Origin of the sequence: Microbulbifer sp. GL-2 (assembly GCF_007183175.1) — a bacterium.
GTDB lineage: Bacteria > Pseudomonadota > Gammaproteobacteria > Pseudomonadales > Cellvibrionaceae > Microbulbifer.
This window is the reverse complement of record NZ_AP019807.1, coordinates 3,582,662-3,606,498: the sequence shown is the minus strand read 5'-3', so window position 1 is coordinate 3,606,498 and position 23,837 is coordinate 3,582,662. Positions and strand designations below refer to the sequence as shown.

The following is a 23,837-nucleotide window of genomic DNA, read 5'->3' as shown; positions in this document are numbered from 1 at the left end:
CAGGTCGCAATAGTCTCACAGGAAGTTTCATTACAAAACTCTCCTGAGCCACTCAATAAACCTGCATATAACTAAAAGTTATTACTTGATACGTTTCCCTTTCTGTTAAATTAGTTGCAATTTAGAACTTATTGACGCCTAATAAGTTCCTAAATGCAACTTAATGGACAGGTAATGCGATTCAAACCTATTGTTTTGTGCTCTTTTATCGAGGGGACCTTAACTAATCACGAAAAACAGAAGCTGGAGCTCATCATTTACCTGGCTTATCGGGATCATGTGGACCCCCGCGTAGCACCGAGGGTTGTATGGATGGAGGTGCCAGTTAATCAAGCATTTATGGAGGGTAAGCCATCATCGGTGGCCACCCTTATGGCCCCCCTTCCCGATGGAACTACCAATACTTTACGGCACTCATTTTTATACAGGCTGCTTGACCAGTGGTGTACCTCAACAGGAAGCGATACATACGAGGTCGTCATTACAGCCCCGGATCATTCACTCAGCAAAGAATTCCTAAGCACAAATCGCAAGCGCATGTCTCCGGTAAGGCAAATAGCATTTATTGGCAAGACACTAATGCGCTTAGTGAAATCCAAAAGCTCCTCGGGGCAATTCAAAACACACATCAACTTATAGGAGACGGAAATGCCCCTTTACACAATTTCCACTAAACGGCCACTATTAGACTCTGACCAACAGGCATTAGTATCCGCAATTACCGAAGCTCACTGCTCCATTACCGGCGCACCTGCACAGTTCGTACAAGTTGTATTTAGCCGAGGCGTTCGCCTGCGCTCAAGAAACATTGTCCATATCCTGGGTTCCATTCGCTCGGGCCGTAGCGATAAAATCAAGTCGGAGTTGGCCAGTGCCTTTGTTAACTCAGCTTCCCAGATCTTGTGCTGCCCCCGCTCTCGCTGCTCGGTAGACCTTGTTGATGTTCCCGCAAGCTGGGTTATCGAGGGAGGCGCTGTGATGCCGGAGCCTGGACAAGAGCAAGAGTGGCTCGCCCGACAGCCAGGCTAGGTCCGAGCTGACTTTCACACACGCCAGAATAATGAATAACACAATGCTGCCAGGCGCTAGACCGCAGACAGGGAGTAATACTATGTCCACCTCAACCTTGAAAGACATCGAGGCTCTGGAAGCCTACCTCGAAACAGACAAGCAACCAGAAGGTTATGATTTTACTCACCTTAAAGAGATCTCGAAAAAGTTTACTGGCAACACCTTTGATGCATTAATGGCATCCTGTGAGCGCTACTCGCAGCAAACTGCAGTTTCTTTCTTTCTCACTGGGCATGATTATGAAAAACCGGTAAAAATCAGCTATCAAGTGCTGGCCCAGCGCATCATTCAAACAGCTAACTTATTTAGAAGCATCGGTATTGAAGAAACCGACACGGTAGCCTACATACTGCCAAACCTTCCCGAAACACACTATGTTTTATGGGGGGCAGAAGCAGCAGCCAGAGTGTTGGCGATCAACCCCTTGCTGGAAGCCAAACAGATAAAAGAGCTCTTGCAGCATAGCCATGCAAAAGCGATTGTTACCCTGAGCCCTTTCCCCGGCACCGATCTTTTCGAAAAAATTGAGAGTATTTTGGCCGACCTGCCGGAAGTTAAAAGCATTCTCCACGTAGATCCCGCCTATCACGCCCGCGGATTTAAAGGTTTTGCAGCTAAAATCATACAATATCAATACCGTAGAAAATTGAAATCGCTGGAAGGAAAACAACGAATACAATTTCAAGCGGCCATGAACAAACAGAATTCCAACCGCTTAAATTTCAAACGCAGTATTAATCGTGATGATATTGCCTCCCTTTTTTGTACCGGAGGTACAACAGGGTTACCCAAAATTGCAACACATACCCACGGTAATGAATTAGCCAACGCGAAAAGTATTAGCCTTGTCGCAGGCGATATTATGAATCCAGGAAAAGTGATTCTTTGCGGACTGCCGCTTTTTCATGTAAATGCAGCAATAGTGACTGGACTTGCAGCCTTTATCAATGGCTGTGAAGTTGTATTAATGACTCCCCAAGGCTATAGGGGAGAAGGCGTATTTACCAATTTTTGGAGGATCATTGAGTTATATCGAGTGAACAGTTTTAGTGCTGTACCTACAGTTTATTCCGCCCTACTCCAACAGCCAGTAAACCAATGTGATATATCCTCCCTGCAGATGGCCCTATGCGGTGCAGCCCCTATGCCCATAGAAGTATTTAATGCTTTTGAGCGAATAACTGGTGTACAGATTGTCGAGGGGTATGGCTTAACGGAGGGTACCTGTGCAAGCAGTATCACTCCCCCATATGGAACCAAAAAGGTTGGCTCTATAGGGCTACGTTTACCGCAGCAAATGATGCAAAGTGCGCAACTGGATGGACAAGGGAATTTCATCCGTTATAGCCAAACAAATGAAATCGGCAGTCTGATTATTTACGGTGACAATGTATTTAATGGGTATCTCAATCCCGAGCACAACAAGGGGATATGGGTCCACGATGACCAGGGGCGCCGCTGGCTAAATACCGGAGACCTGGGCAGGCAGGATGAAGATGGATACTTTTGGCTCACCGGCCGCAAGAAGGAATTAATTGTACGCGGCGGGCATAATATTGAACCCAAGCTGATCGAAGAAATCCTTTGCCAGCACCCATCTGTTGCCATGGCGGCAGCGGTAGGTACCCCTGATGCTTATGCGGGAGAAATCCCCGTTGCCTATGTCATGTTATCGGATGATGCCACCGATTCCCTCACAACCAAAGAGAGTGAGATTGTGATGAATTCCTCTGCCCAAACCCTACTGGAAGAAATTACCAGTTACGCCAGGGAGAACATTACCGAACGCGCAGCTATTCCAAAGAAAATTGTACTGCGCACAGCGCTCCCCACCACAGCAGTTGGCAAGATATTCAAACCTGCGCTAGAGATGGAAGAAATCCGCTTATGTGTTGAGGGTATTATCAGGCAGCTCAACCAGGATGCAGACATTCTCACTGCTGATACTGAGATAAAAGTAGAGCAGGATAAAACACTTGGGACTATAGCTAGGGTCTCCACTCAGGGAAATTCAAATCTCCAGAACCATCTTGCTGAACAGCTCGCTCCATATACATTTAAATACGAAATCGTCTAACACCCCATGAGACGAAGGGACTTTCAATAGATAGTCCCTCTTTCTATTCAACAAAATAGAGTTTAGAAAGATTGGAATAGAATCTTGATCATCCAATAAGAACCATCAGTGGCATTAACCAAAATTAATTATTTTCTTTTTTTGTGGTTATTGTCACTTCTGTTGGATATAAATTTTGTATAAATGCTAACGATATAAGCTCTTATTTCCTATCCCACACTTCATGATCAACCCCCTTAATATCATACTTTCTTGCGTCAAAAACCGGCTCCTTGATACCGCTATTTAATTGCTCTTCGTAATCCCCAAGAACTTTGAACGCAACCCCTGAGAGCAAAATAATAGCCAGGATATTTGTTGAGGCCATAAATCCCATAGAGACATCAGCCATCCGCCATAACAGCGTAAAATTTTCGACACTGCCACTATAAGAAACCCAGGCACCAAACAGGATAAACATCAGGAAAACTATACGGTAACAAAAAATAGAGGTGCGACTATGATACAGGTAAAAAATATTGGTTTCGCCATAGTAGTAATTGCCAATAATGGATGTAAAAGCAAAAAACAGCAGCGCAAAAGCGATAAACCCGCTCCCCCAGGAGCCCACTTCACTGGCCAATGAGTCTTGGGCCAGCTTTACCCCTTCGACATTGCCCACCATATACACATCAGCAACCAATATAATGGCTGCGGTGCAGCTGCAAATCACAATGGTATCTAAAAATACTGAAGCCATTTGCACATAGCCTTGTACCAGCGGGTGCTTTACATCCGCCGCAGCACCGACGTTCGGTGATGACCCCAGCCCAGCTTCATTGGCAAAAAGCCCACGTTTGATCCCATTGGAAACCACAGCCCCAAGGACACCTGCTCCCGCCTCGGTTACACCAAAAGCACTTTTCAGGATGGTGACAAGTACTTTGGGTAACTCAGAAATATTGATAATTATGATAACCATTGCCACTACCAGGTAGGCGATAGCCATAACAGGCACCACAACACCGGCAAATCCCGCAATTGAACGAATACCCCCAAACACAATTATCGCTGCAACCACCGCCACCACAATGCCAACTAATAAAGGATTGATCCCCCAGGCATCATTGATCGCCTGGGCCATGGCATTTGACTGTACCGAGTTGAAAATAAAGCCGTAACACATCAAGAGAAAAATGGAAAAAGTTACCGATAGCCATTTCCAGTTCGGGCCTAGCCCCTTTTCGATATAGTATGCGGGCCCACCGCGGAATGTGCCTGGCTGCTCGCCTTTTTCCTTGTAAACTTGCGCGAGCGTATTTTCCACCATACTGGTGGCCATCCCCAGCCAAGCCACCATCCACATCCAAAACACCGATCCTGGCCCGCCAGCAGTTATAGCTACCGCAACACCAGCAAGACTCCCAGTGCCAATACGCGCTGCCGCACTGGTAGCAAATGCCTGAAAGGCTGAAATAGACCCAGGGTGCTCCTTATGGATACCCCGCACCATGACCATCACCATATGGCCAAAGTGCCGAAATTGGATAAAGCGGCTACGAATTGAAAAGTAAAGACCAGCCGGCAATAAAGCCAGTATCAAGACTCCGAGCCACCAGATGCCACCAACCCCGCCCCATAAAAACAGGTTGGCCCAGTCAATCACCTTGATTAATTGGTCCAGCAGCGCTTGCATCCACACTCCTATTGGCGACTTGTTTTTTTAACACCCACGACACTGGCGACACTTTCGGGTGGTAATAAGACTAGCAGTCCACAGGCAGAACGATTTCCATCAGGGGAAAGGGGTCAAATAAGGAAAGGCCTGCCATAGCGTCAAGTTCCTACGCCACGACAGGACCAAACAAGAAAAGGGTTCAGCAGAAGATTTCTCGCGCTCGCTCAGGGGAAACCACTTTACGACCACATTCCTCAGCAATTACAGCCAGCGCCTCAATCAGCTGGCCATTACCGCTAGTACGCTCACCTCCAGGCAGGTAAAAGGTATCTTCCACCCCTGAGCGCAGATTTCCGCCCAGCTCCGCTGTTTTGCGATGCACGGGCCAGATTTCCTCACGCCCGATCACCGTACTCTGCCACAGGCTATTTGGCTTCATATATTTTGGCATCAGCTCCAGCAATTCTGGATCGGCAGGCATTCCCGAAGCCACCCCCATCACCAGGTTGTAATTGGGCTTATCCACCATACCTACATCTGCGTACATGCCCACCGAGCGCACGATACCGAGATCAAAACACTCAAACTCTGGCCGGGTACCTGTCTCACGGCAAACTTCCAGTAGCTCCTCCACCTTGTCTACCGGGTTATCAAAAACCATGGGCGGCCAGGCCCAGGTGCCATTAGAACGCGCCTTCAGATAATTCAGGCTGCCAGCGTTACAGGCAGCAATTTCCGGCTTGCCGGCGCGCACGCACTCCAATGGGCCTCGCTGGTCCCTACCTATGGTGCCCGTGGAGAAATTTAAAATAACACCGGGACACTTTTCGCGAATCGCATCGGCGATTTCCAGCGCCACTTGCGGGTCCCAACTGGGCAGATGCCCCTTACCCGACTCCTGGGCACGAAAATGTACGTGCATAACCGAAGCACCGGCATCGTAGGCTTCCCGCGCTGAGTTTGCCATTTGCTCTGGAGTTACCGGAACCGGGTGCTGCTCGGGGTTGGTGAGCACCCCTGTCAGGGCGCAAGTAATTACAACTTCATCAGACATCGCAGGCTCTCCTGAATTATCTTTATTTGGGCCGCGGTCAACCTGGCAAGTCGAAGGATCTGTTCAAAATCCATTGATTGCCTTTCTCGAAGTATCTGTACCGTCACCAGGTACAAGATATTCAAGGCAGTATCCCTAATAATCAGTTGATCATTGTTATTGGTTGCACCAAGCGCTTGCTTGGTTGTTGCAGCCTATCACAGGCATCTGCCCTTAGAAAGGCACCTTGTGCCCTCTTTACAGGGCCGGCAGAATGCAAGAAACCAAATAAGGAAATAACTAACCAATGAGCGAGGTCCCCATGACAATTACCGCCCCCTATGGCAGCTGGAAATCTGCAATCAGCGCTGAACTTCTTGTAGAGGGCAGTGTGCGCCTAGGGGAAGCCACTCTGATAGACGGGCGCTATTACTGGCTGGAGTCGCGACCATTAGAGAAAGGCCGCAATGTTCTGGTGCAATACTGCCCAAAAGATGGCCGCAAAGACCTCACTCCCGCCCCTCTGAGCGTGCGCTCGAAAGCCCACGAATACGGTGGCGGTAGCTACCTGGTGAATAGGGATACACTCTACTTTGTGTTAGCGGAAGACCAGCGTATCTACCGCATGAAACTCGACAGCACCCTGCCCGAAGCCATCACTCCGGAAAATAGCTCCCGCTACGCAGACTTAATTCTGGATAAAAAAAGAAACCGCCTGATCTGTATCGAGGAAGACGACAGCGGCCATGAGCAAGGCGCTGAAGCGCGTGCTCGTATCATTGCGATCAACCTGCAAAAACCACTGGATACAACTCCCGAAGTATTACAGGAAGGTGCTGATTTTTATTCAAACCCGGCCCTGAATGCCGATGGTAGCAAGCTGAGCTTCCTGCGCTGGCATCACCCCAACCTCCCCTGGGATGCCACAGAACTGTGCCTTGCCGACTTGAATACACAAGGGGAAGTTACTGGAGTCACGCAAGTGGCCGGCGGGCAGAACGAATCCATATTTCAACCGCAATGGTCCCCAAAGGGGGAGTTGGTTTATGTTTCTGACCGCAACAATTGGTGGAACCTGTACCAGCTCGGGCAAGAGACTCCCCTGTGGGAAAAAAATGCAGAATTCGCCACACCCCAGTGGGTATTCGGCATGTCTACCTACGGCTTTATCGGCGAAGAAGAAGTCCTCTGCACTTTCACTGAGAGCGGCCGCTGGTACCTGGCCACCCTGAATACCCGCACCGGTGAGCACCACACTATCGAGCAGCCCTATTGCGATATTGAAAGCCTGCATTGTGAAGATGGCAAAGCCATTATGATAGCCGCTGGCACCGACAGTTTCCCAGCCGTTGTCACTTTTGACTCGGCTACGCACACTTTGGAACCTATAGCCAGCAGTAACAGCCGTACTTTACCAACCAATCTCTTCTCCAACGCCCAGGCAATTACCTTTACGGTAAACGACCGCGACGTCCATGGTTTTTACTATCCTCCACACAGCCCCAGCTACTCAGCCCCCGAAGGCCATAAGCCCCCACTGATTGTATTTAGCCATGGCGGCCCCACAGGTGCCACTTCAGCAGGCCTCAACTTGAAAGTGCAATATTGGACCAGCCGCGGCTTTGCCATTCTGGATGTAAATTATTCCGGCAGCACAGGGTATGGGCGTGAATATCGAGATCGCCTCACCGATAAATGGGGAATTTATGATGTCGAGGACGTCTGTGCAGGTGCCGAGTACCTGGTTGAGCGAGGCCTGGCAGATCCTGAACGGCTGTTAATTAAAGGCGGCAGTGCTGGCGGTTATACGGTACTCGCCGCGCTCACCTATCACGATACCTTTAAGGCCGGCGCCAGCCATTATGGCATCGGTGAATTGAGCAGCCTTGCCAAAGACACGCACAAATTTGAATCCCGCTACCTGGATAAACTGGTGGGCCCCTGGCCATCTGCCGAGCAAATTTATTTTGAGCGCTCTCCCATCAATCATGTGGAGCAACTGAGCTGCCCGGTAATCTTCTTCCAGGGCATGGAAGATAAGGTAGTACCACCCAACCAGGCAGAAACCATGGTGAAAGCCCTCAAGGAGCGCGGTATTCCTGTTGCCTATATCACCTTCGCAAATGAAGGTCACGGATTCAGGAGTGGCGACAGCATCAAGATGGCACTTGAAGGCGAACTCGAGTTCTATAGTCGTATATTCAAGTTCCCGCTGGCAGAAGCCGGCCCAGGAATCACCATTGAAAACCTTTAACAGCGCATCCCTACAGCTAAGAGGCATTTAGTAAACCTATGGGAAGATGGAGACCGCCGCGTCCGCGCGGCTCCCGCTATATCACCGCAGAGGGCGCGCAGCGAATGCGCGCCGAAGTAAAACACCTCTGGGAGGAAGAACGGCCCAGGGTCACCCAAGCTGTCAGTGACGCAGCCAAATTAGGGGACCGCTCCGAGAACGCAGACTATATCTATGGCAAGAAACGACTGCGTGAAATCGACAGCCGCGTGCGCTTTCTCACTAAACGCCTGGAGGAAATCACCGTAGTAGACCGGGTACCAGAAGATAAAGAAAAAGTATTTTTTGGGGCCTGGGTGACGCTGGAGGATGAGGACGGCGAAGCTGTTAGCTATCGAATCGTCGGCCCAGATGAGTTTGATGTGAAAGCTGGCCTGATCTCAATGGACTCCCCCGTTGCACGCAGCCTACTGGGACGAAAGCTCGACGATGAGATCGAAATTCGTCAAGGAGAAGAATGGCAGACTTACTATATCACTGAAATCCGTTACGAAGAGTAACGCTTCTACATATTTGTTAAGGGGGGAAAGTAAGTGCCACTGGCAACCTATCCCTTCCCTTTTATTCCTATTCACACCCTGAATATAAGAACATTCAATCAAGCCCTGCTTCGGTCCAAGTTAAAAAATAAACTATCCCATTCCTGAATTTATAAACGGCCTTTTCCTCCTCATACGTCACTCTACGCCGGGACATCCCCAAAAAAGCTAATCCCACCAGAAACAATAAACCCATAAAGTAAACCTGGAATAAGCTTACAAAGAGCAGTTATCGGCCTGCCCTGAAGGCTCCACCTACTTCTCCATAACTTCTCCGAACACTTTTCCCTGAATTTCATCTCACCAATCAGTGAGGACCCAGAAAAGCGAAGGGGATTATTCAATTTATAAGATGAGAACCGGTACGGAAAGCCACCTAAATCAATCAACAATAAAGATTGTTCCAAGTGTGAACGTGCAAAATATAGGCACGAAAATAATCTTATTGGATTTTATTAAGTTTGTTTTAGTGTCAAAGCTGCGTAGAATTGGTAGATATTTATCGGCATTTAGGTGCTTACTAAGCAACCCTCTACGGGCCACTAACCCAAAAAGCCCAAGAGTGACAAGAGTGACAAGAGTGAAAGGTGCCTCAAGATTCCCCTAGAAAGCCCGCCCATCAAAGGAGAACGCTAGCGTGAAGTAAGAGTAAGTAAAAGGCGCTGACCCAAGGTGCTGTAACACCAGGGGCCAGCTGACCAAATTGATAACGCAACTATCAAAATGGCTGAATGGATAATACGCTAGAAACCCACTCGTCTTCAATAAAGTGGAGAACATTCAGTAGCTTGGAGCGATTCCCCAGGCTCTGGGAGCGTTGCGCCCGCCTTTTCTTCTTCTGCGCCTACCGTTCTCGTGCACCACCCCGCATTCCCTTCATACATTACTTTTTAAGCCTTCCCAACGAGGAAAGCCTACCCATCGTTTAAGTTCAGCAGGGAATGACCATGTTAATTTTAACCCGCCGAATTGGCGAAAACCTCAGAATTGGAACAAAAGTCTCGGTCACAGTATTGGAAGTAAAGGGTGATCTGGTAAAGGTAGGAGTGGATGCCCCAAAATCCATATCCGTTCACCGAGAAGAAGTTTATCTACGTATCCAAAAGGAACGGATAGTGACAAATAGAGATCGCTGAGAATCAGATGGTCTATATACAGTTTAAAAAAGTTTATCGCCCATTAGGGCGATACGGAGATCATATACGCCGGCTTTTCGGGACAGCATTGTAAATCTCTGCTTTTACTTTCCACCAAATACTGAGTGCCTAGAATTTTTCCGGGAAATTATTGCTTAAAATTTAGTATTTAGATCTTTCAGCGCTAATAATTGTCGCGACCAAACAAATTCATCAGAAATATTCATATTAGTAAAGTGCCGGTTTTTCTCAATAGATCATGCCTCCTCTGACCCGATGGCAAGATCTAATTAAACCCCAGCCAATTCCCGAAGAAAAAGAAATCCTTGTGACAACATGGTATCAGCTTAAGGGCCAAAATTATTAGCACCCATCATGCGGTGATTACCAACCGTGTAGAGTAAGGAATTCTCAAGATACACCACAACTTTAACAATGACCCCTTTGTTAGCTATTACAGAACCTGCCAGCACCATTAATAAAGAATATATTTTGGTCTGTAGAATTGCCAAAAAATATAATACAGCCCGTGCAAATCCCGCCAAAAAATTAAACAGTGTTAGTATAATTACACGATCTCATGGACTCACAGGTAACTCTATACCTACACAACAATAATAATCAGGCCGACCTAAGGGTTATTAAAAATTAAAAGAATAAACTACTTTTACTGGATGAAGGTTAACGGCAACCCCTTTAAATAGAAATTTCATTTAACCAGTTCACATTTGGGGCCAAATTATTGCTACATAGGCCTATAGTTGACCGGCAAGTCTCACCCTTAAATATGCTATGATTACGGCCAGGTGAACGATACCTCTATTGGCACCTCAATAAGCAACAATAAGACTATTTGCAATTCAAATTTGTTTGGTGAGGAACTTTCTTTTGAGTAACCAAATCTCCTTTGCTGGAAAACCCAGCCCAAACGGTAAGTTACCTCAATGGATTAGCTGTCAGGACTGTCTTCCTACTGTGGAAGACGCTACAGATCGTGGCTTTGTCAGGGTGATCTGGAAAATTGCCACTGAATCAGATGGCGCCACTCTCATTTGCTGGGAGGTAGGAATGGACCATTACGAAAATGCGCATCAATACTTAGGTTGGATGCCAGTTGAAACTATCGAAGAGAAGGTGCCTTTAGGTTCAAGCTAAAACAAGCTTGTTAAATTTTATACAAATAGTGCAATTACCAAACCAGCAAATATGATCATTTTTTAGGCTGCCTGAAAAAGTATCGGCCTACTTACTCTCAATTTACCCTTCGGGCGCCTGAGTTGTTGTTTTTTAATCTCTAACTGTTGCTTTACAGTTGTGATCAAACCAATTAAGCAGAGTACCAATACTCTGCTTATATCAACTGATGGTACAGAGGTCAGAACAGTCAAAGCGCTTTTAGATCGCAATAAATTACTTCTATATTCGGCATCTCTATTAACGCCCGCCCAATATAAATGGTTAATCAAAGCCCCCCTTAAAAATCTATAACGGCAATAGTTCATCAAAGGCGCAAAAACAGGTCTTTAGCAAGGCTAATTATCTATAGGTAATAGCTAAGCGGCTGTTCGCTTTGATTTAAAGATGCTCAAAAGAAAACCATTCAAGCGATGAACGCTTGAGGCAGAAACCCTACGATTAACTATCATTACTCCTCCTGACTGAGAAACTAACCCCGTTTGTGACGTAAGGAGACCTGGATGCCACAACCCAATGTGCACCCCAGCAAGACTTATTTATCCCTGCTAAGATCTCAGTTTAATTTACTGCCTGCTTACAAGGTTCAAAATCCCGCACTCAAGAGGTTGTTTCGGGAAGCAATAGCTATTCAAAAAACACTTCTTACCTTCTCTTGGAACCAGCTTGAGCAACAGGCTCGCCTATGCCTGGGGCTTGGATATGCAGAGTTTCGCAATTTACAAAGCCGCGCAGATAATGCTTCCGAACTAAATCAAATCGATCATCGAATGGGTTTGGAGTTCCTATACGTATTACGAGGTATTGCCATCAGTGAAAACAGGGACCAATTTGCGACCAACCTTGAAGATGGGCTTCAACAAATTGATATCGATAGCCGCCTGGATAGGCTCCTGGCAAAAGCCGAAGAGATGGTGGGCACGGAAGTCCCCAGCAGTATTGTCGAGCGATTGCGTACAAGGTTGGCCGACATAGGGGCAAGGGCCGATATTCAGGCATCAATGGAAGGCCTGGCGAGTGGCGACACGGAAAATATCAGCCTCCTTAACGCTTACCTGCCCAATACAGATAAACCCCTGAACCCAGGCCTGGAAAGTGGTGCCGATGCGGTAATGATGTGCCTGTGTCGCGGCCTGCTGGCTCTAGTGCATGCGCAATTTAATAACGCTGTGTCGGCGGGAGGGCATAAGTCTGGGTTCTCAACCGATGACATCGGCGAAGTGAAAGCTATCACCAGGGAATTTGCAGATTTTGTAGAGGGGTGGCAAAAGCAGATTTACAGTGCGGTATTGATAGGCAACCCGGAAAATATCACAAACACTTCCTTGTTATTCGCAGGGGAAATAGAACGGAACTTGCCCGCACTCATAGGAGCGCAGGCGGCTATGCATAACGTCATCCAAGAACTCTTGGGGAGAGGTAGCGGCGGCTTGGCTGAGCGGGTTGGGGATATCGCCGTAGATGCCCATTTTCTTACTCGCAAGGCCATTGCCAGCCATGTGGCCTGCTACAGACTTGCCGCGAGCACGAGCGGCATGGAAATACCAAAAGATATTAAGGAACTGCAGAAGGGTATTGCCTCGATGTCGTTTAGTACCGCGCTTCCCAATGGTAAGAATGTGGAGCTGGCTAAACTTAGTAACCACTTGGATGGAGAGTTTATTGAAGTTCGGGGTTTCGTAGAAAATGTCACCTCTCCTCCTCAGGAAGGCGGCATGCTATTAAGCCACATAAAGTTGCATGACCCCTCCAGCGATGCCGAGGCAAATGCCGTGGTGCGCTTCTCTCACTTACCGCATGCCGGCGTTACCAAAGGCGCCTTTTGTAGGCTCAGCGGCATATTCAGAAAAAGCTCAAGCCTGTTAAGCGGAAGACCTGGTATAGAGGTAGACGCTCTCGCACTTGCCGATATCGGCAAAAACAGCTTTGACATCGCATTTATGAAGCTGGCCAGCCGTTGGTTCCAGCCATGGCGGAGCAATGCAAATCTCTATTGGTCCCTTGGAGTTCAAAGCCCTGATAGTAGCGATGAATCTTCTCAGGGCGCTGCAGAGCTGCTCTTTACCCCTCTGATACGTTAACAGGAGAAGCACCATGCCACCGGATGACGGCTGCTTGTCGGAACAGGAAAGTGTTGAAATCAAATTGCTGGAATTAGAGGTACTACTGGCGATGGCGCAGTTGGCAAAGGCCGAGTGGCACGCCGCCAAAGAGTCTGTGCGCGCTGAATGTCTCGAGACGGCTATTCCCAGCCTTCCCAACCTGCATCAAAAAGATGAGATGGATATGCCCATCGAACCAATGGATCATGCTGTGGCCGAGTGTATCGAAACTCACCCCGATGTTTTTGCCGCGTGGGATATCTTTGAGCAGGTTGCGCTGGAACTCGAAGTGGAACTGGAAGACATGCACGGACTGCTTGATGAGTGGAAATCCTGTTCACATGCACTCCACGGGGGAGCGCCACTGAGGTAATTGCTTCAATGCGCTTTATTGCCAACTTACGCCGTCAAACTCTGGATGCCTTCGCCAGTCATCTCATCTCGGCCGATGGCTACCTACTATCAGCCCATCGTATTACAAACCCAAACCTGCGGTTGGCTGTTGAGGTGCGCAACAGGGGCCTGCCACTCTTTGCCGATAACGGCACAAAGCAGTTAATCGATTCTGTCATTGCGAAGTTCTCTGAAAAAGCCAGGGAAATTACCCGCGAAGTCAAAACACTACGCCGCCAGCTCGGTCATCTTCCCCGCGGTCGCGAGGTCCCGCCAAGCTTACGCAAAAAAGCCGATGCACTGGCAGAATCAGTACTTACCGATTGCACCGAGCGCTCAGAATCTATCGATACCATTGAGCTGATTCAGCGTCAGCTGTTGATGAACCCCACCGACCTTATTGCCCAGGAGGACTTCGCCAGCACCTGCCTGGTGGCCTTGGACCTGGAACGGGAGATCACAGGCTGGACAGTGGAGCGCATTGCCTCACGCAACCGTCGCAGCTTAAGGCTTTGGCAAAAGGTCGCTGAAAATCCTCTCTGCCAAGGCCTCGCAACCTATGCCGTACTGAGTGCAATGGACTACAACACGGCCCGCGATGCCGGACAGCTCGCTGCAGAGGCCGGTGTAACTTCGGCAGCCATGGGACTGGCTGGTGTTTGTGGAGACCTAAACGCAACCGACTTTTACGTTAGTGGTACAGCGTCTTTCAAATTGGCTCGCCCAGTCCCGCGCCGCTATGTTCGCCTGGCACAGGTGCTCAAAGGAATTACGGATGGTTATCGTGACCGCAACACAATCTTGCAAAAATTTCACTGCCTGGGCCTGGGCGCGCCATCACTATTACCAATCGCCGCAGCGGCCCTACCAGCAAAAACAATAGTCACTGCAGATGCTACCAGCCCTATTCATGCCGCGGCCAAAGACCGGGTACTTTACGACCCGGAGAACTTCGGCGACCGGGCAAGTACCAAAGAGATTGTTGAGCGTATTTTGAATGGCGGTAACTGGCCCTTTCTCAGCCCTTTCACCAAATCCTTTAAACAGAAGTTTGGTCACGACCCTGAAGGAGCCAGGCGCTGGTGGGATACCCTGGGGAATCCGAGCATCTCCAGAAAAACTTTGCACCAACCCAGCGAACTGACCTCTTCACTACCGCTATTTTGTGAAGCAGACCAACATGTTAAACCAATCGCCCGGGATACATGGATCGCTCATAATCACTGGGTCCTCGGTGAGCTGACTGAAGGCCGTAGCGGGCCAAAAAGACGTGAATTTGCCCAGCGGATTATCGATCACTGGCTGGATGGACCTTTAACCACTACCAGCCGGGGGCTTGGCGTCGTTAAAAGAATCCTTCTGAACTAAGGCCCAGAAATAAAAACAGCGAGAGAAGTTACTTTTGTTATCTAGCCGATTTTATGGCGAGTGCTACAACAACACCCCACACCCAGTTAAAGAACAATACAAAAATTGGAGTAAGCATTCCCAAACCAAATCCGGCTACCCCGTTGCCTGTCATCATTGGGAATACGACAAATAGCTGAAATGCAGAGGGAAGTAAACTCAGAATGGCGCCTTTTAACAGCAGCTTTGATGACAAAAAGGGAAGGAGGAAAAAAAGTCCCCAAATGCCACCCCAGACAATCCTTGGATAGAGCCATTCGGCAGATAAGGCGGGAGCAATAGAAACGCCAAGCGCAGAAGTAATACCAAGAGCCCCAAATAACCATACCATTAAGCTGTTAGCCAAAGCGCCTAAGCAACCTGCAGCAAAGAAAATCAGTATTTTTTTCATATTTAATCTCTGAATACCCAACAATCATTACTATCACTTTCATCTACAGCCACCAAAGTAGCAAACTTGAAGCCTGCCTGCGTAGAAACTGACTCAAGTTAAGGGTTCCTTCAGTCTGTCGTGCGAACCTCCTAAAAATATGTTTAAGACATAGAGCAACCCTATAAAGTAGAAACTGAAAACCTCTGCCTTTTTAACTTACTAACAAGGGAGAATGAAAGAGTAGCCTGCGCTCGGGACCGTATGAGGCATGGATGCCGATTACGAGCGTACAGGGATGTATTCACAGCGAGTTTTGAGCGCAGGGTATTCTTTCCTTCTGACCCGGTAGTAACTGACCTTCAACTTTAAGACTGGAACAAATAAACTCAATTTTTATAAAAAAATCCCCTAAAAATAAATTTATCTTGATTATCATCTTGTACCAATTAGCCCCTCAAAATCTTCATAAATAGGACATAAAAAATAAATATTTAAGGCAAGAAAAATCTTAACAAGAAAAATATTCCCAAAGTGAGAACCAAAGTACCTGACTGATCGAATTGGCAATCTTCAGCGACAGAAAATACCTATCTTTTAATCCAATAAATTCCTCTAATACACAAGTGGTACATTTATGGCGTTTAACGCCAGAAATCAAAAACCAAAATAGGAACAAGTACTGATGAAAGTACCAGTAGTAGGAATGCTGTACCCAATTTTTTTAGGATTGTCGATACATTCGGCCAGTGCTAATGCGCAGGCTTTTGATGAGAGCGCATATCAAGATAGGCAGCTGCAATATATTGAAGAGGGGGTTTCTTCCACCAATGATACCGCTGTAGTCCTACAGGCATACACTGGCGATGAGCTCAATTGGGAAGCTCTGAACAAGAACTTGGATGTCTTGCGCAATGGCGGCAAGAAGAATTCAGACTTCACCCTTACCAGGCTCATCCGTATCCTGTTTTTCCGTCCAGAAATCAAAGACGAACTCTTTGCTGCTTTGGACGGATACCATTTCTGGTTTAAGGAAGGCGGCACTGGGGATCATGTCTTCGCCTCTGAAAATCACATGATCATGTACACCTCTGCCCAGTATCTCCTACAAGAGAAGTACGGCGTTTTTGAGGATGATAGAACTTACAAGCGTTTGAAGCGCTACCTGGAAGTAAAAAACCAGTATGGTTTCTATGAGTTTTACTCCCCGGTTTATTACCCCTACACCCTATCTGCGCTACTTAACCTCGTCGATTTTTCTGAAGATGCAGAAATTCGCGAGCTGGCCACGGGCGCTGCGCAACGCTTGCTACAGGACATCTTGCTGGTCACCAACGACCAAGGCATCCTTTTTTCAGCCGCAGGTCGAAGTAATGACGGTTATCGCAGGAACGGTTCCGGCGGCAACATCAACCGCATCATCTACCTCTTAACGGGCCTGGGCAAAGAGTCAGTAAGAACACCAAGCCCCGCAGGTGTAATGCTGGCTACCTCCGGCCTGGAGATCACCGATCAGGTCTTTGAGTATTTCGGTAAAAACCTGAATATGAATTACTCGGTAGGCCACTCTCTCGGTGATGCCAGAAACAGTCTCTATGCCGACTTCCCCCGCGAAGAGCGTGTGCCCTTCTACTGGAGCCAGGGAGCCTACTTCCATCCCGATGTAGCCGCTGATACCGCCTGGTTCGCCAGTAGATATCAGCTCGAAGGGTATGAAGGGCTAAAGGCCTTTGACCAATTCCTGGGTCTTTCAGAAGCTGCTGCCCCCGCTGCCGCTAAGGCCGGAGCTGTATTCAGCCGCAGCTCGGTGCTCTCCGGCGCCAACTTCTCCATGTATAAGGATGGCGGTGTGATGATGCACTCCATTCAGAATTACTGGGGTGGTCGTCAGGGCTACCAGCAGACTCCCTGGATCGCCACCACCGGTACCCAATCAGTCTGGGCAAAGGTTGGCGATGGCAATAGCACCATGCAAAACGACCATCTGCCGAAGATCAAACAGGTGAACAATGTTGCCGTAATTCAATACAACCCCTACCCGGAAATCGAACTGTTCCATTCCGGTGGCTCCAACGTAGCCCTGCAGTGGCCGGAAGGGTTTGAAGAAGAGAAGCGCAGCGGTAACTGGAAGTTCGGCAAGGAAGACGACGGCTATATCGCCGTGCGTTATCCCTGTGGCAATGGTGACTCCAACACCGTCACCTGCGACTGGAACGAGCAAACCTGGGTAGTCATTATGGGTAGTGAAGAGCGCTACGGCAGCTTTGAGGCCTTTAGTCAAAAGGTACTCAATGAAGTCAGTTACGATGCCGACTGGGAGTGGCACGGCTCATTCTGGAAAGGCACGCTGAAGTATGTGTACGACTCAGATGTGAAGTTTGATGGAACTGATATCAGTTTAACCTGGTAAGCGCGATTCCTACCGCTATTGGGGAGGGGGTCCCCCTCCCCTTCAATCGGCTTTTTAGCTTTCAATACTCTGCGCCCAAAGGCGAAAACTCTCTGCAATGCTCCACGCCCTAATTTCTCCCCCGCCGAAAAGTTTCTTTCGATCTAATACAACACCCTTCGATTTAGTTGACACAATCAACCACTTAAAATAAAGTTGACAATATCAACCAAATTAATGCGGCAACCCTGTGAGCTACTCAGTCAACGAAACCCTGCACCAGCTGATCCACGCTTACAAAAAGCAGCTGCGGATCAGCATTCAGGAGCAAAAAATTGACCTCCCGGTAAATCATATTCGCGTGCTCAAGGGAATTTGCAAGTATCCGCAGGGTACCGCACGGTCAATTGCCCTGCGAATGAATCAAGATAAGGCCCAGATTACACGGGTACTTAATGAGTTGGTTCAATCCAAACTTATCAAAAAAACAGACAACCCTAATGACCGCCGCAGTCAGTTCCTTGCTCCCACAGCATCAGGAAAAAAGATTCTTGAAAAAGTGCATAACCTGGAAACAGAGGTTATCGCTGTAATGACTCTCAACCTGAGCGAAAAAGAACTCAAGGCGTTTGCCCATATCGCCAGCGTTATGATCGAGAACCTGACCGAACACTCTACTTCAGATTAAGGAGCCTCAATACTATGGCTGAAAAACGCACACGAGAGCTGGTCGTTTTGCGCTCCACCAAAGTCTCAGAACACATGTTACGTATCACTCTGGGTGGCGAAGGGTTTGAATCCTTTCCCTGCGACCAGGAAAGTGCCTATGTAAAACTGGTTTTCCCTAAGGGCGAAGGTACACGCCCGCTAATGAGAAGCTATACCATCAGGTACCAACGGCAGACAGAAATCGATATCGACTTCGCGTTGCATGAACATGAAGGGCCAGCCTCAAATTGGGCGGCCAATGCACAACCCGGAGACTCTATTTTGATAGGAGGGCCAGGCCCCAAGAAGCTGATTAACCCCCAGGCCGACTGGTTTTTGCTCGCCGGCGATATGACCGCCCTACCCGCCATTAGCGTTAACCTGGCCCAACTACCTGATGAGGCCAGCGGATATGCGGTGATAGAAGTTTCAAGCGAATCGGATATTCAGCCACTGAAACATCCAAAAAACCTGCAGCTGCACTGGGTGGTAAATTCTCTCCCCACCGGTGAACTTCTCCTCCCTAAAATTCAGGCACTGCCCTGGCTTCCAGGCCAAGCCGCCATCTGGGCCGCCTGCGAATTTAGTAGCATGCGGCAGTTACGGAAATTTTTTAAGCAGGATAAAGAAATCCCCAAAACCCATATTTACATTTCCAGTTATTGGAAACTTGGGATCTCTGATGAAGGGCACAAGCTCGCGAAAAAACTGGATAACGAGCAGACCTAAAGGGGAAAATTAGCAGTTTTTAGATGCCTCAAAAGCAGCGGGGAGTAACCCCCTCCCCTGGGGCCTTATCCGACACTAACACTAAGTACGCTAACCCCAAGTGCGCTAAACCCAAAATAGTTTGCCCGTATTTCACAGCGGCGTTATGTTTTCACACCTCAGTAGCAGAAGCCCTCCATTACCATAAGGCAAACCACTTTCGCGAAAATTACTCTTTATCCTGATCGATCCATCCGATACCAATAATTAGCAATATAACCCCGTTCATCTACCTGTAGCGCCTGGCGGGTAATTTCTGGAACGCCATTCTCACAGTGCCATGCATAGATAGTCACTCGCCCAGTCACTACCGCCGGTATAGATTCCGACGCAGGGTTGCTCTTACAGTAAGCGGTAATTGCCTCACTGGGCTCCTTCGAAGTGTCCGCCTTTTCTTCACAGGGAAGATTGGCGCCGACAAAGCACGCATAGACTCCGCCATCCATACAACGCCATAAAGTGCCCCCCGCAACCCAATCCCTCGGGGCACCGGCAGAAATTCCAGCTGCCTGGTAAATACCCGATAACACCACCTGCGGTTTTGCCGGGCCTATATAGGGTTCTTCCGGGTTATCTGCATTGACCACAACTCGGCAATAAGCCACGGGGTCATTAAAGGCCCCGAGATACCTTCCTTTATTTTGCTCCGTTTCTGCCAGGCTCAAACTCCCACAGAATCCCAGAACCAGGCTCGCCAAGATACATGCAATATGCCGAATCATATTTGACCTCCTCTCCCAGCAAACAAGCCCTGGCCACTGCTCTGGCGCCATTAGCGCCTCAGCAGTGCTTCCGTGAACAGGACTCTCTATAGATTAGCTAGCCCAGCCATACCGAAGGCACACCACAGCAGCATAAAAAACAATCAAGGAGAGTCTGTCGCCAACACGAGTTATCCGGTAGTGACTCCCACAACCTAAGCCGCTGCATCACGCTCAGGATAGAAGGGTATAAATGCCCTTGACGCCATCCGACAGCTGAATCACCATCCCCAACACTTAGCGCAATCCGGGTTTGGCCCGGCCTTGTTTGGGAAGCTCCCACACCATCGGGCAACCGTACCAGAGCAGACCCGGCCAGCGTGCCACCCAAACAGATAGCACCGTAAAACCGGGAAACAACACCTGCGACAACACCTGTAGCAATGCCAGCGCAAACCGAATTCGACTGGACCCCAGTGCCCCAGCAGTACACAAAGGACAAGAAACACCCCATGAGCAGCAATAGCGCCGCCGAACAAATCAGCCAGGACAGTATCAATAAAGCCCTGTGGAATGCCTGCGATACCTTTCGCGGCACCATCAGCGCCGATACCTACAAAGACTTTATCCTCACCATGCTGTTCCTCAAGTACATCTCCGATGTGTGGCAGGACCACTACGACTACTACGCGGAAGCCTACGGCGACGAGCCGGAGCTGATCGAAGAGATGATGAAGAGCGAGCGCTTTGTCCTGCCGCAGAGTGCCAGCTTCTACACCCTGTACGAACACCGCCACGAGCCCGGCAATGGCGAGCGTATCGATCAGGCCCTGCACGCCATCGAAGAGGCCAACGGCACCAAGCTCAAGGACGCCGGCAAGAGCGTGTTCCAGGATATCTCCTTCAATACCGATAAACTGGGCGAGGAAAAGCAGAAGAACACCATCCTCCGCCACCTGCTGGAAGACTTCGCCAAAACCGAACTAAACCTGCGCCCCAGCCGCGTGGGCAACCTGGATGTGATCGGCAACGGCTACGAATACCTGATCAAGAACTTCGCCGCCAGCGGCGGCCAGAAGGCCGGCGAGTTCTACACCCCACCGGAAGTGTCTGAGTTGATCGCCGAACTGCTCGACCCCCGCCCCGGCGATCGTATCTGCGATCCTACGTGCGGCTCCGCCTCCCTGCTGATGAAGTGTGGGCGCAAGGTGCGGGAACACCACGACAGCAAACAGTACGAACTCTACGGCCAGGAAGCTATCGGCTCCACCTGGTCTCTGGCCAAAATGAATATGTTCCTGCACGGCGAGGACAACCACAAAATCGAATGGGGCGATACCATTCGCAACCCCAAGCTACTGGACAAAAACGGCAACCTGGACCTGTTCGACATCGTCACCGCCAATCCGCCCTTCTCCCTGGACAAGTGGGGCCACGACGAAGCCGGCAACGACCCCTTCGGCCGCTTTCAGCGCGGCGTGCCGCCAAAAACCAAGGGGGACTACGCCTTTATCCTGCATATGATCGAAACCCTCAACCCCAAGAGCGGGCGTATGGGCGTGGTGGTGCCCCACGGCGTGCTGTTCCGGGGCTCTGCCGAGGGCAAGATCCGCAAGCAGCTGATTGAGGAAAACCTGCTGGACGCAGTGATCGGCCTGCCGGAAAAACTCTTCTACGGCACCGGCATCCCCGCCGCCATCCTGATCTTCGCCCGCGACAAGCAGGACGACAGCGTGATGTTTATCGATGCCTCGCGGGAATTTAAAGCGGGCAAAAACCAGAACCTGCTCACCCAGGACAATATCGACAAGGTGGTAGCCACCTACCGCCAGGGCGCCGACCTGGACAAATATGCCTATGTGGCCAGCCTCAAGGAAATTCAGAATAACGACTACAACCTGAATATCCCCCGCTATGTGGATACCTTCGAAGAGGAAGAGGAGATAGACCTGCTGGCCGTGCGCGCCGAGCGGCAGCAGCTGAAAGCCCAGTTAAGCGAGCTGGAGGGGGAAATGGAGCAGTATTTGCAGGAGTTGGGTTATGGTGCCTAAAGGGTGGAAAGAGTTAACCATTGAGCAGTGCTTAATTGATAAAACTTCTATGGCATATGGGATATTGCAACCTGGACAAGACGTTGAAAATGGTATCCCAATGATCAGAACTGTTGATATCGGTGCTGATGGTTTATGTGGAACAAAAATTCTGCGAGTTAGCGAGGAACTCCATCTTGAGTACAAGAGAACTGAGCTTGCCGGCAGCGAAGTTCTTTTATCGGTGATGGGGACTGTAGGCAGAACAATGGTTGTTCCAAGTGAATGCGCTGGATGGAATGTTAACAGGGCTTTAGCTGTAATGCGCCTTAACAGTGCGACCGATCCATTTTACTTTTGCGAATATCTGAAATCACCTTTTGTAAATGGTAGGTTAATCGAGCAAGCAATTGGGTCAGCTCAAAAACGAATTAACCTTGGAGACCTGAAAAAGTACAAAGTTCGTATCCCGCCTCTCTCCGAACAAAAAAAGATCGCCCAAATCCTATCCACCTGGGATAAGGCCATCGACACCAGCGAAAAACTGCTCGCCAACAGCCGTCAGCAGAAAAAGGCCCTGATGCAGCAACTGCTGACCGGCAAAAAGCGCCTGCGGGATAAGAGTGGGGTTCGGTTTAACGGGGAGTGGCGACCAACTACCATTGGAGAAATTTCTCACTGCTTTTCTGGTGGCACCCCATCTAGAAAAAAAGATGAATACTATGGTGGCTCAATCCCATGGATTACTTCAGGAAAATTAAACGATCGATTCGTAACTTCAACAAATGAGTTCATTACTGAAGCAGGCTTATTGAATTCTTCAGCAAAAACAATCACTAAAAATACAATTTTAGTAGCTATGTACGGAGCGACAGCTGGAAGAGTAGCAATCAATCTTCTAGAGAGTGCCACAATAAACCAAGCTATTCTGGCCATTAACCTAAAGGCAGGTATATCTAACTCATTTTTCTTTCATTTGCTTGAGAGAAAAATGGTTGAAGCCATAAATTTAGTTCAGGGTGGGCAACCGAATCTCAACGCCTCAATTATTAAGAACTTAAGAATCCGTATCCCAATCCTAGAAGAACAAGAAAAAATCGCCGCAACCCTATCCAGCGCCGATCAAGAAATCGAAACCCTGCAACAAAAACTCGACTGCCTAAAGCAGGAGAAAACAGCTCTGATGCAGCAGCTGCTCACCGGCAAGCGCCGGGTCCAGGTGGAGGAGGCCCAATGACATTTAGCGAAACCCTCGATCTCGACACGCCCATCAGTGAAGCCGATCTGGAATTTATTGAGGACGTGCTGCACAAATACGGCAACGACGATTCGGTGCTGGATATCTGCGAACTGGATGGCTTTCTCACCGCCCTGGTGTCGGGCCCGGAAATGATTCCCCCCAGCCGCTGGTTCTCCGCCCTCTGGGGCGGCTCCGGCAATGAGCCGGAGTGGCAGAGCGAGGAGGAGATGCAGCGCTTTACCGCACTGCTGTTCCAGCTAATGAACAGCAATGCCATGATGCTGGTAGAGACCCCAGCAGAGTTCAGCGCCCTATTTCGTATCACCGAGCGAGAGGGCGAAGCCCCCTTTCCCATCGTCGAGGAATGGTGCTTCGGCTATATGCGCGGCGTCGACCTGGGCCAATGGCCCAACCTGCCCACAGAACTGGGTACCCAACTGCAAGCCATCGCCCTGCACGGCCGCGAGGAACACTTCGATCACCTCGGCACCCTCACCGATACAGAGCACCAGCACAGCGTCACCCAAATAGAACCCGCCGCCCGCGCCCTGCACCGTCACTGGCTGCAACAACGGGCCCCGGAACTGTCACCAACCCCTCACCGAGCAGAGCCCAAAACCGGCCGCAATGACCCCTGCCCCTGTGGCAGCGGTAAAAAGTTTAAACGCTGCTGTTTGCATTGATAGCGGCCATACACGGCCCCGCATAAAATAGAGAACTCTATCCCGC

19 protein-coding genes are annotated in these 23,837 nt (G+C 49.2%); 15 read left to right on the top strand and 4 right to left on the bottom strand.

Going from position 1 to position 23,837, the window contains the following annotated elements; all coding sequences use genetic code 11:
* Positions 1-648 precede the first annotated feature (648 nt).
* Positions 649-1,029, top strand: coding sequence for a hypothetical protein (locus tag GL2_RS15765; RefSeq protein ID WP_143731546.1), 381 nt, complete (start codon positions 649-651; stop codon positions 1,027-1,029).
* Positions 1,030-1,111: 82 nt separating this feature from the next.
* A complete protein-coding gene (locus GL2_RS15760) occupies positions 1,112-3,148 on the top strand; it encodes an acyl-CoA synthetase (RefSeq protein ID WP_143731545.1) in 2,037 nt (678 codons plus the stop codon).
* A gap of 202 nt (positions 3,149-3,350) precedes the next feature.
* Here GL2_RS15760 and GL2_RS15755 read toward each other — a convergent pair whose 3' ends face one another.
* Both GL2_RS15755 and GL2_RS15750 read right to left on the bottom strand, forming a co-directional pair.
* Positions 3,351-4,823, bottom strand: coding sequence for a sodium:alanine symporter family protein (locus GL2_RS15755; protein WP_143731544.1), 1,473 nt, complete (start codon positions 4,821-4,823; stop codon positions 3,351-3,353).
* A gap of 181 nt (positions 4,824-5,004) precedes the next feature.
* Complete coding sequence (locus GL2_RS15750; protein WP_143731543.1) at positions 5,005-5,859, bottom strand: 3-keto-5-aminohexanoate cleavage protein; 855 nt, start codon at positions 5,857-5,859, stop codon at positions 5,005-5,007.
* Positions 5,860-6,145: 286 nt separating this feature from the next.
* Here GL2_RS15750 and GL2_RS15745 point away from each other — a divergent pair, with 286 nt between their 5' ends.
* The 7 genes from GL2_RS15745 (at position 6,146) to GL2_RS15715 (ending at position 14,863) form a co-directional block, all read left to right on the top strand.
* Positions 6,146-8,092, top strand: coding sequence for a S9 family peptidase (locus GL2_RS15745; protein ID WP_143731542.1), 1,947 nt, complete (start codon positions 6,146-6,148; stop codon positions 8,090-8,092).
* A 38-nt stretch (positions 8,093-8,130) separates the two neighbouring features.
* Positions 8,131-8,631 (top strand): transcription elongation factor GreB, encoded by a 501-nt coding sequence (gene greB, locus GL2_RS15740; RefSeq protein ID WP_020415058.1) that lies wholly within the window; start codon positions 8,131-8,133, stop codon positions 8,629-8,631.
* 986 nt (positions 8,632-9,617) lie between these two features.
* Positions 9,618-9,806, top strand: a complete 189-nt coding sequence (csrA, locus tag GL2_RS15735; RefSeq protein ID WP_143731541.1) for a carbon storage regulator CsrA — start codon at positions 9,618-9,620, stop codon at positions 9,804-9,806.
* A gap of 888 nt (positions 9,807-10,694) precedes the next feature.
* Positions 10,695-10,961, top strand: coding sequence for a hypothetical protein (locus tag GL2_RS15730; protein WP_143731540.1), 267 nt, complete (start codon positions 10,695-10,697; stop codon positions 10,959-10,961).
* Between the two features lie 542 nt (positions 10,962-11,503).
* Positions 11,504-13,081, top strand: coding sequence for a hypothetical protein (locus GL2_RS15725; protein ID WP_143731539.1), 1,578 nt, complete (start codon positions 11,504-11,506; stop codon positions 13,079-13,081).
* 13 nt (positions 13,082-13,094) lie between these two features.
* On the top strand, positions 13,095-13,475 hold the full coding sequence (locus GL2_RS15720) for a hypothetical protein (protein WP_020415053.1): 381 nt from the start codon (positions 13,095-13,097) through the stop codon (positions 13,473-13,475).
* Between the two features lie 8 nt (positions 13,476-13,483).
* Positions 13,484-14,863: a hypothetical protein gene (locus tag GL2_RS15715; RefSeq protein WP_143731538.1), complete on the top strand. Its 1,380-nt coding sequence runs from the start codon at positions 13,484-13,486 to the stop codon at positions 14,861-14,863.
* Between the two features lie 37 nt (positions 14,864-14,900).
* Here the strand turns inward: GL2_RS15715 and GL2_RS15710 are convergent, their stop codons facing one another.
* Positions 14,901-15,293 (bottom strand): hypothetical protein, encoded by a 393-nt coding sequence (locus tag GL2_RS15710; protein ID WP_143731537.1) that lies wholly within the window; start codon positions 15,291-15,293, stop codon positions 14,901-14,903.
* A 664-nt stretch (positions 15,294-15,957) separates the two neighbouring features.
* On the opposite strand from GL2_RS15710, the gene GL2_RS15705 reads away from it, so the two are divergent.
* From GL2_RS15705 to GL2_RS15695, 3 genes are all read left to right on the top strand, one after another.
* Positions 15,958-17,682 (top strand): hypothetical protein, encoded by a 1,725-nt coding sequence (locus GL2_RS15705; RefSeq protein WP_143731536.1) that lies wholly within the window; start codon positions 15,958-15,960, stop codon positions 17,680-17,682.
* 229 nt (positions 17,683-17,911) lie between these two features.
* Entirely contained in the window at positions 17,912-18,349 is a 438-nt protein-coding gene (locus GL2_RS15700; protein ID WP_143731535.1) for a MarR family winged helix-turn-helix transcriptional regulator, read from the top strand.
* A 14-nt stretch (positions 18,350-18,363) separates the two neighbouring features.
* The gene (locus GL2_RS15695) at positions 18,364-19,098 is read left to right on the top strand and encodes a siderophore-interacting protein (RefSeq protein ID WP_143731534.1); all 735 of its coding nucleotides are present in this window, start codon (positions 18,364-18,366) and stop codon (positions 19,096-19,098) included.
* Between the two features lie 215 nt (positions 19,099-19,313).
* Here the strand turns inward: GL2_RS15695 and GL2_RS15690 are convergent, their stop codons facing one another.
* Positions 19,314-19,859 (bottom strand): hypothetical protein, encoded by a 546-nt coding sequence (locus GL2_RS15690; RefSeq protein ID WP_143731533.1) that lies wholly within the window; start codon positions 19,857-19,859, stop codon positions 19,314-19,316.
* A 491-nt stretch (positions 19,860-20,350) separates the two neighbouring features.
* Here GL2_RS15690 and GL2_RS15685 point away from each other — a divergent pair, with 491 nt between their 5' ends.
* From GL2_RS15685 to GL2_RS15675, 3 genes are read left to right on the top strand one after another with little or no spacing between them, the layout of a single operon-like run.
* Positions 20,351-21,889 (top strand): type I restriction-modification system subunit M, encoded by a 1,539-nt coding sequence (locus GL2_RS15685; protein ID WP_143731532.1) that lies wholly within the window; start codon positions 20,351-20,353, stop codon positions 21,887-21,889.
* Entirely contained in the window at positions 21,879-23,105 is a 1,227-nt protein-coding gene (locus tag GL2_RS15680) for a restriction endonuclease subunit S (RefSeq protein ID WP_143731531.1), read from the top strand. Before GL2_RS15685 ends, GL2_RS15680 begins: the two co-directional genes overlap by 11 nt.
* On the top strand, positions 23,102-23,791 hold the full coding sequence (locus GL2_RS15675; protein ID WP_143731530.1) for a YecA family protein: 690 nt from the start codon (positions 23,102-23,104) through the stop codon (positions 23,789-23,791). The genes GL2_RS15680 and GL2_RS15675 overlap by 4 nt, the downstream gene beginning before the upstream one ends.
* Positions 23,792-23,837 lie beyond the last annotated feature (46 nt).

Bases quoted from the DNA above. Each gene is read 5' to 3' on its own strand.
- GL2_RS15765 (WP_143731546.1), top strand. From the start codon at position 649: ATGCCCCTTTACACAATTTCCACTAAACGGCCACTATTAGACTCTGAC.
- GL2_RS15760 (WP_143731545.1), top strand. From the start codon at position 1,112: ATGTCCACCTCAACCTTGAAAGACATCGAGGCTCTGGAAGCCTACCTC.
- GL2_RS15755 (WP_143731544.1), bottom strand. From the start codon at position 4,823: ATGCAAGCGCTGCTGGACCAATTAATCAAGGTGATTGACTGGGCCAAC.
- GL2_RS15750 (WP_143731543.1), bottom strand. From the start codon at position 5,859: ATGTCTGATGAAGTTGTAATTACTTGCGCCCTGACAGGGGTGCTCACC.
- GL2_RS15745 (WP_143731542.1), top strand. From the start codon at position 6,146: ATGAGCGAGGTCCCCATGACAATTACCGCCCCCTATGGCAGCTGGAAA.
- greB (WP_020415058.1), top strand. From the start codon at position 8,131: ATGGGAAGATGGAGACCGCCGCGTCCGCGCGGCTCCCGCTATATCACC.
- csrA (WP_143731541.1), top strand. From the start codon at position 9,618: ATGTTAATTTTAACCCGCCGAATTGGCGAAAACCTCAGAATTGGAACA.
- GL2_RS15725 (WP_143731539.1), top strand. From the start codon at position 11,504: ATGCCACAACCCAATGTGCACCCCAGCAAGACTTATTTATCCCTGCTA.
- GL2_RS15720 (WP_020415053.1), top strand. From the start codon at position 13,095: ATGCCACCGGATGACGGCTGCTTGTCGGAACAGGAAAGTGTTGAAATC.
- GL2_RS15715 (WP_143731538.1), top strand. From the start codon at position 13,484: ATGCGCTTTATTGCCAACTTACGCCGTCAAACTCTGGATGCCTTCGCC.
- GL2_RS15710 (WP_143731537.1), bottom strand. From the start codon at position 15,293: ATGAAAAAAATACTGATTTTCTTTGCTGCAGGTTGCTTAGGCGCTTTG.
- GL2_RS15705 (WP_143731536.1), top strand. From the start codon at position 15,958: ATGAAAGTACCAGTAGTAGGAATGCTGTACCCAATTTTTTTAGGATTG.
- GL2_RS15695 (WP_143731534.1), top strand. From the start codon at position 18,364: ATGGCTGAAAAACGCACACGAGAGCTGGTCGTTTTGCGCTCCACCAAA.
- GL2_RS15690 (WP_143731533.1), bottom strand. From the start codon at position 19,859: ATGATTCGGCATATTGCATGTATCTTGGCGAGCCTGGTTCTGGGATTC.
- GL2_RS15685 (WP_143731532.1), top strand. From the start codon at position 20,351: ATGAGCAGCAATAGCGCCGCCGAACAAATCAGCCAGGACAGTATCAAT.
- GL2_RS15680 (WP_143731531.1), top strand. From the start codon at position 21,879: ATGGTGCCTAAAGGGTGGAAAGAGTTAACCATTGAGCAGTGCTTAATT.
- GL2_RS15675 (WP_143731530.1), top strand. From the start codon at position 23,102: ATGACATTTAGCGAAACCCTCGATCTCGACACGCCCATCAGTGAAGCC.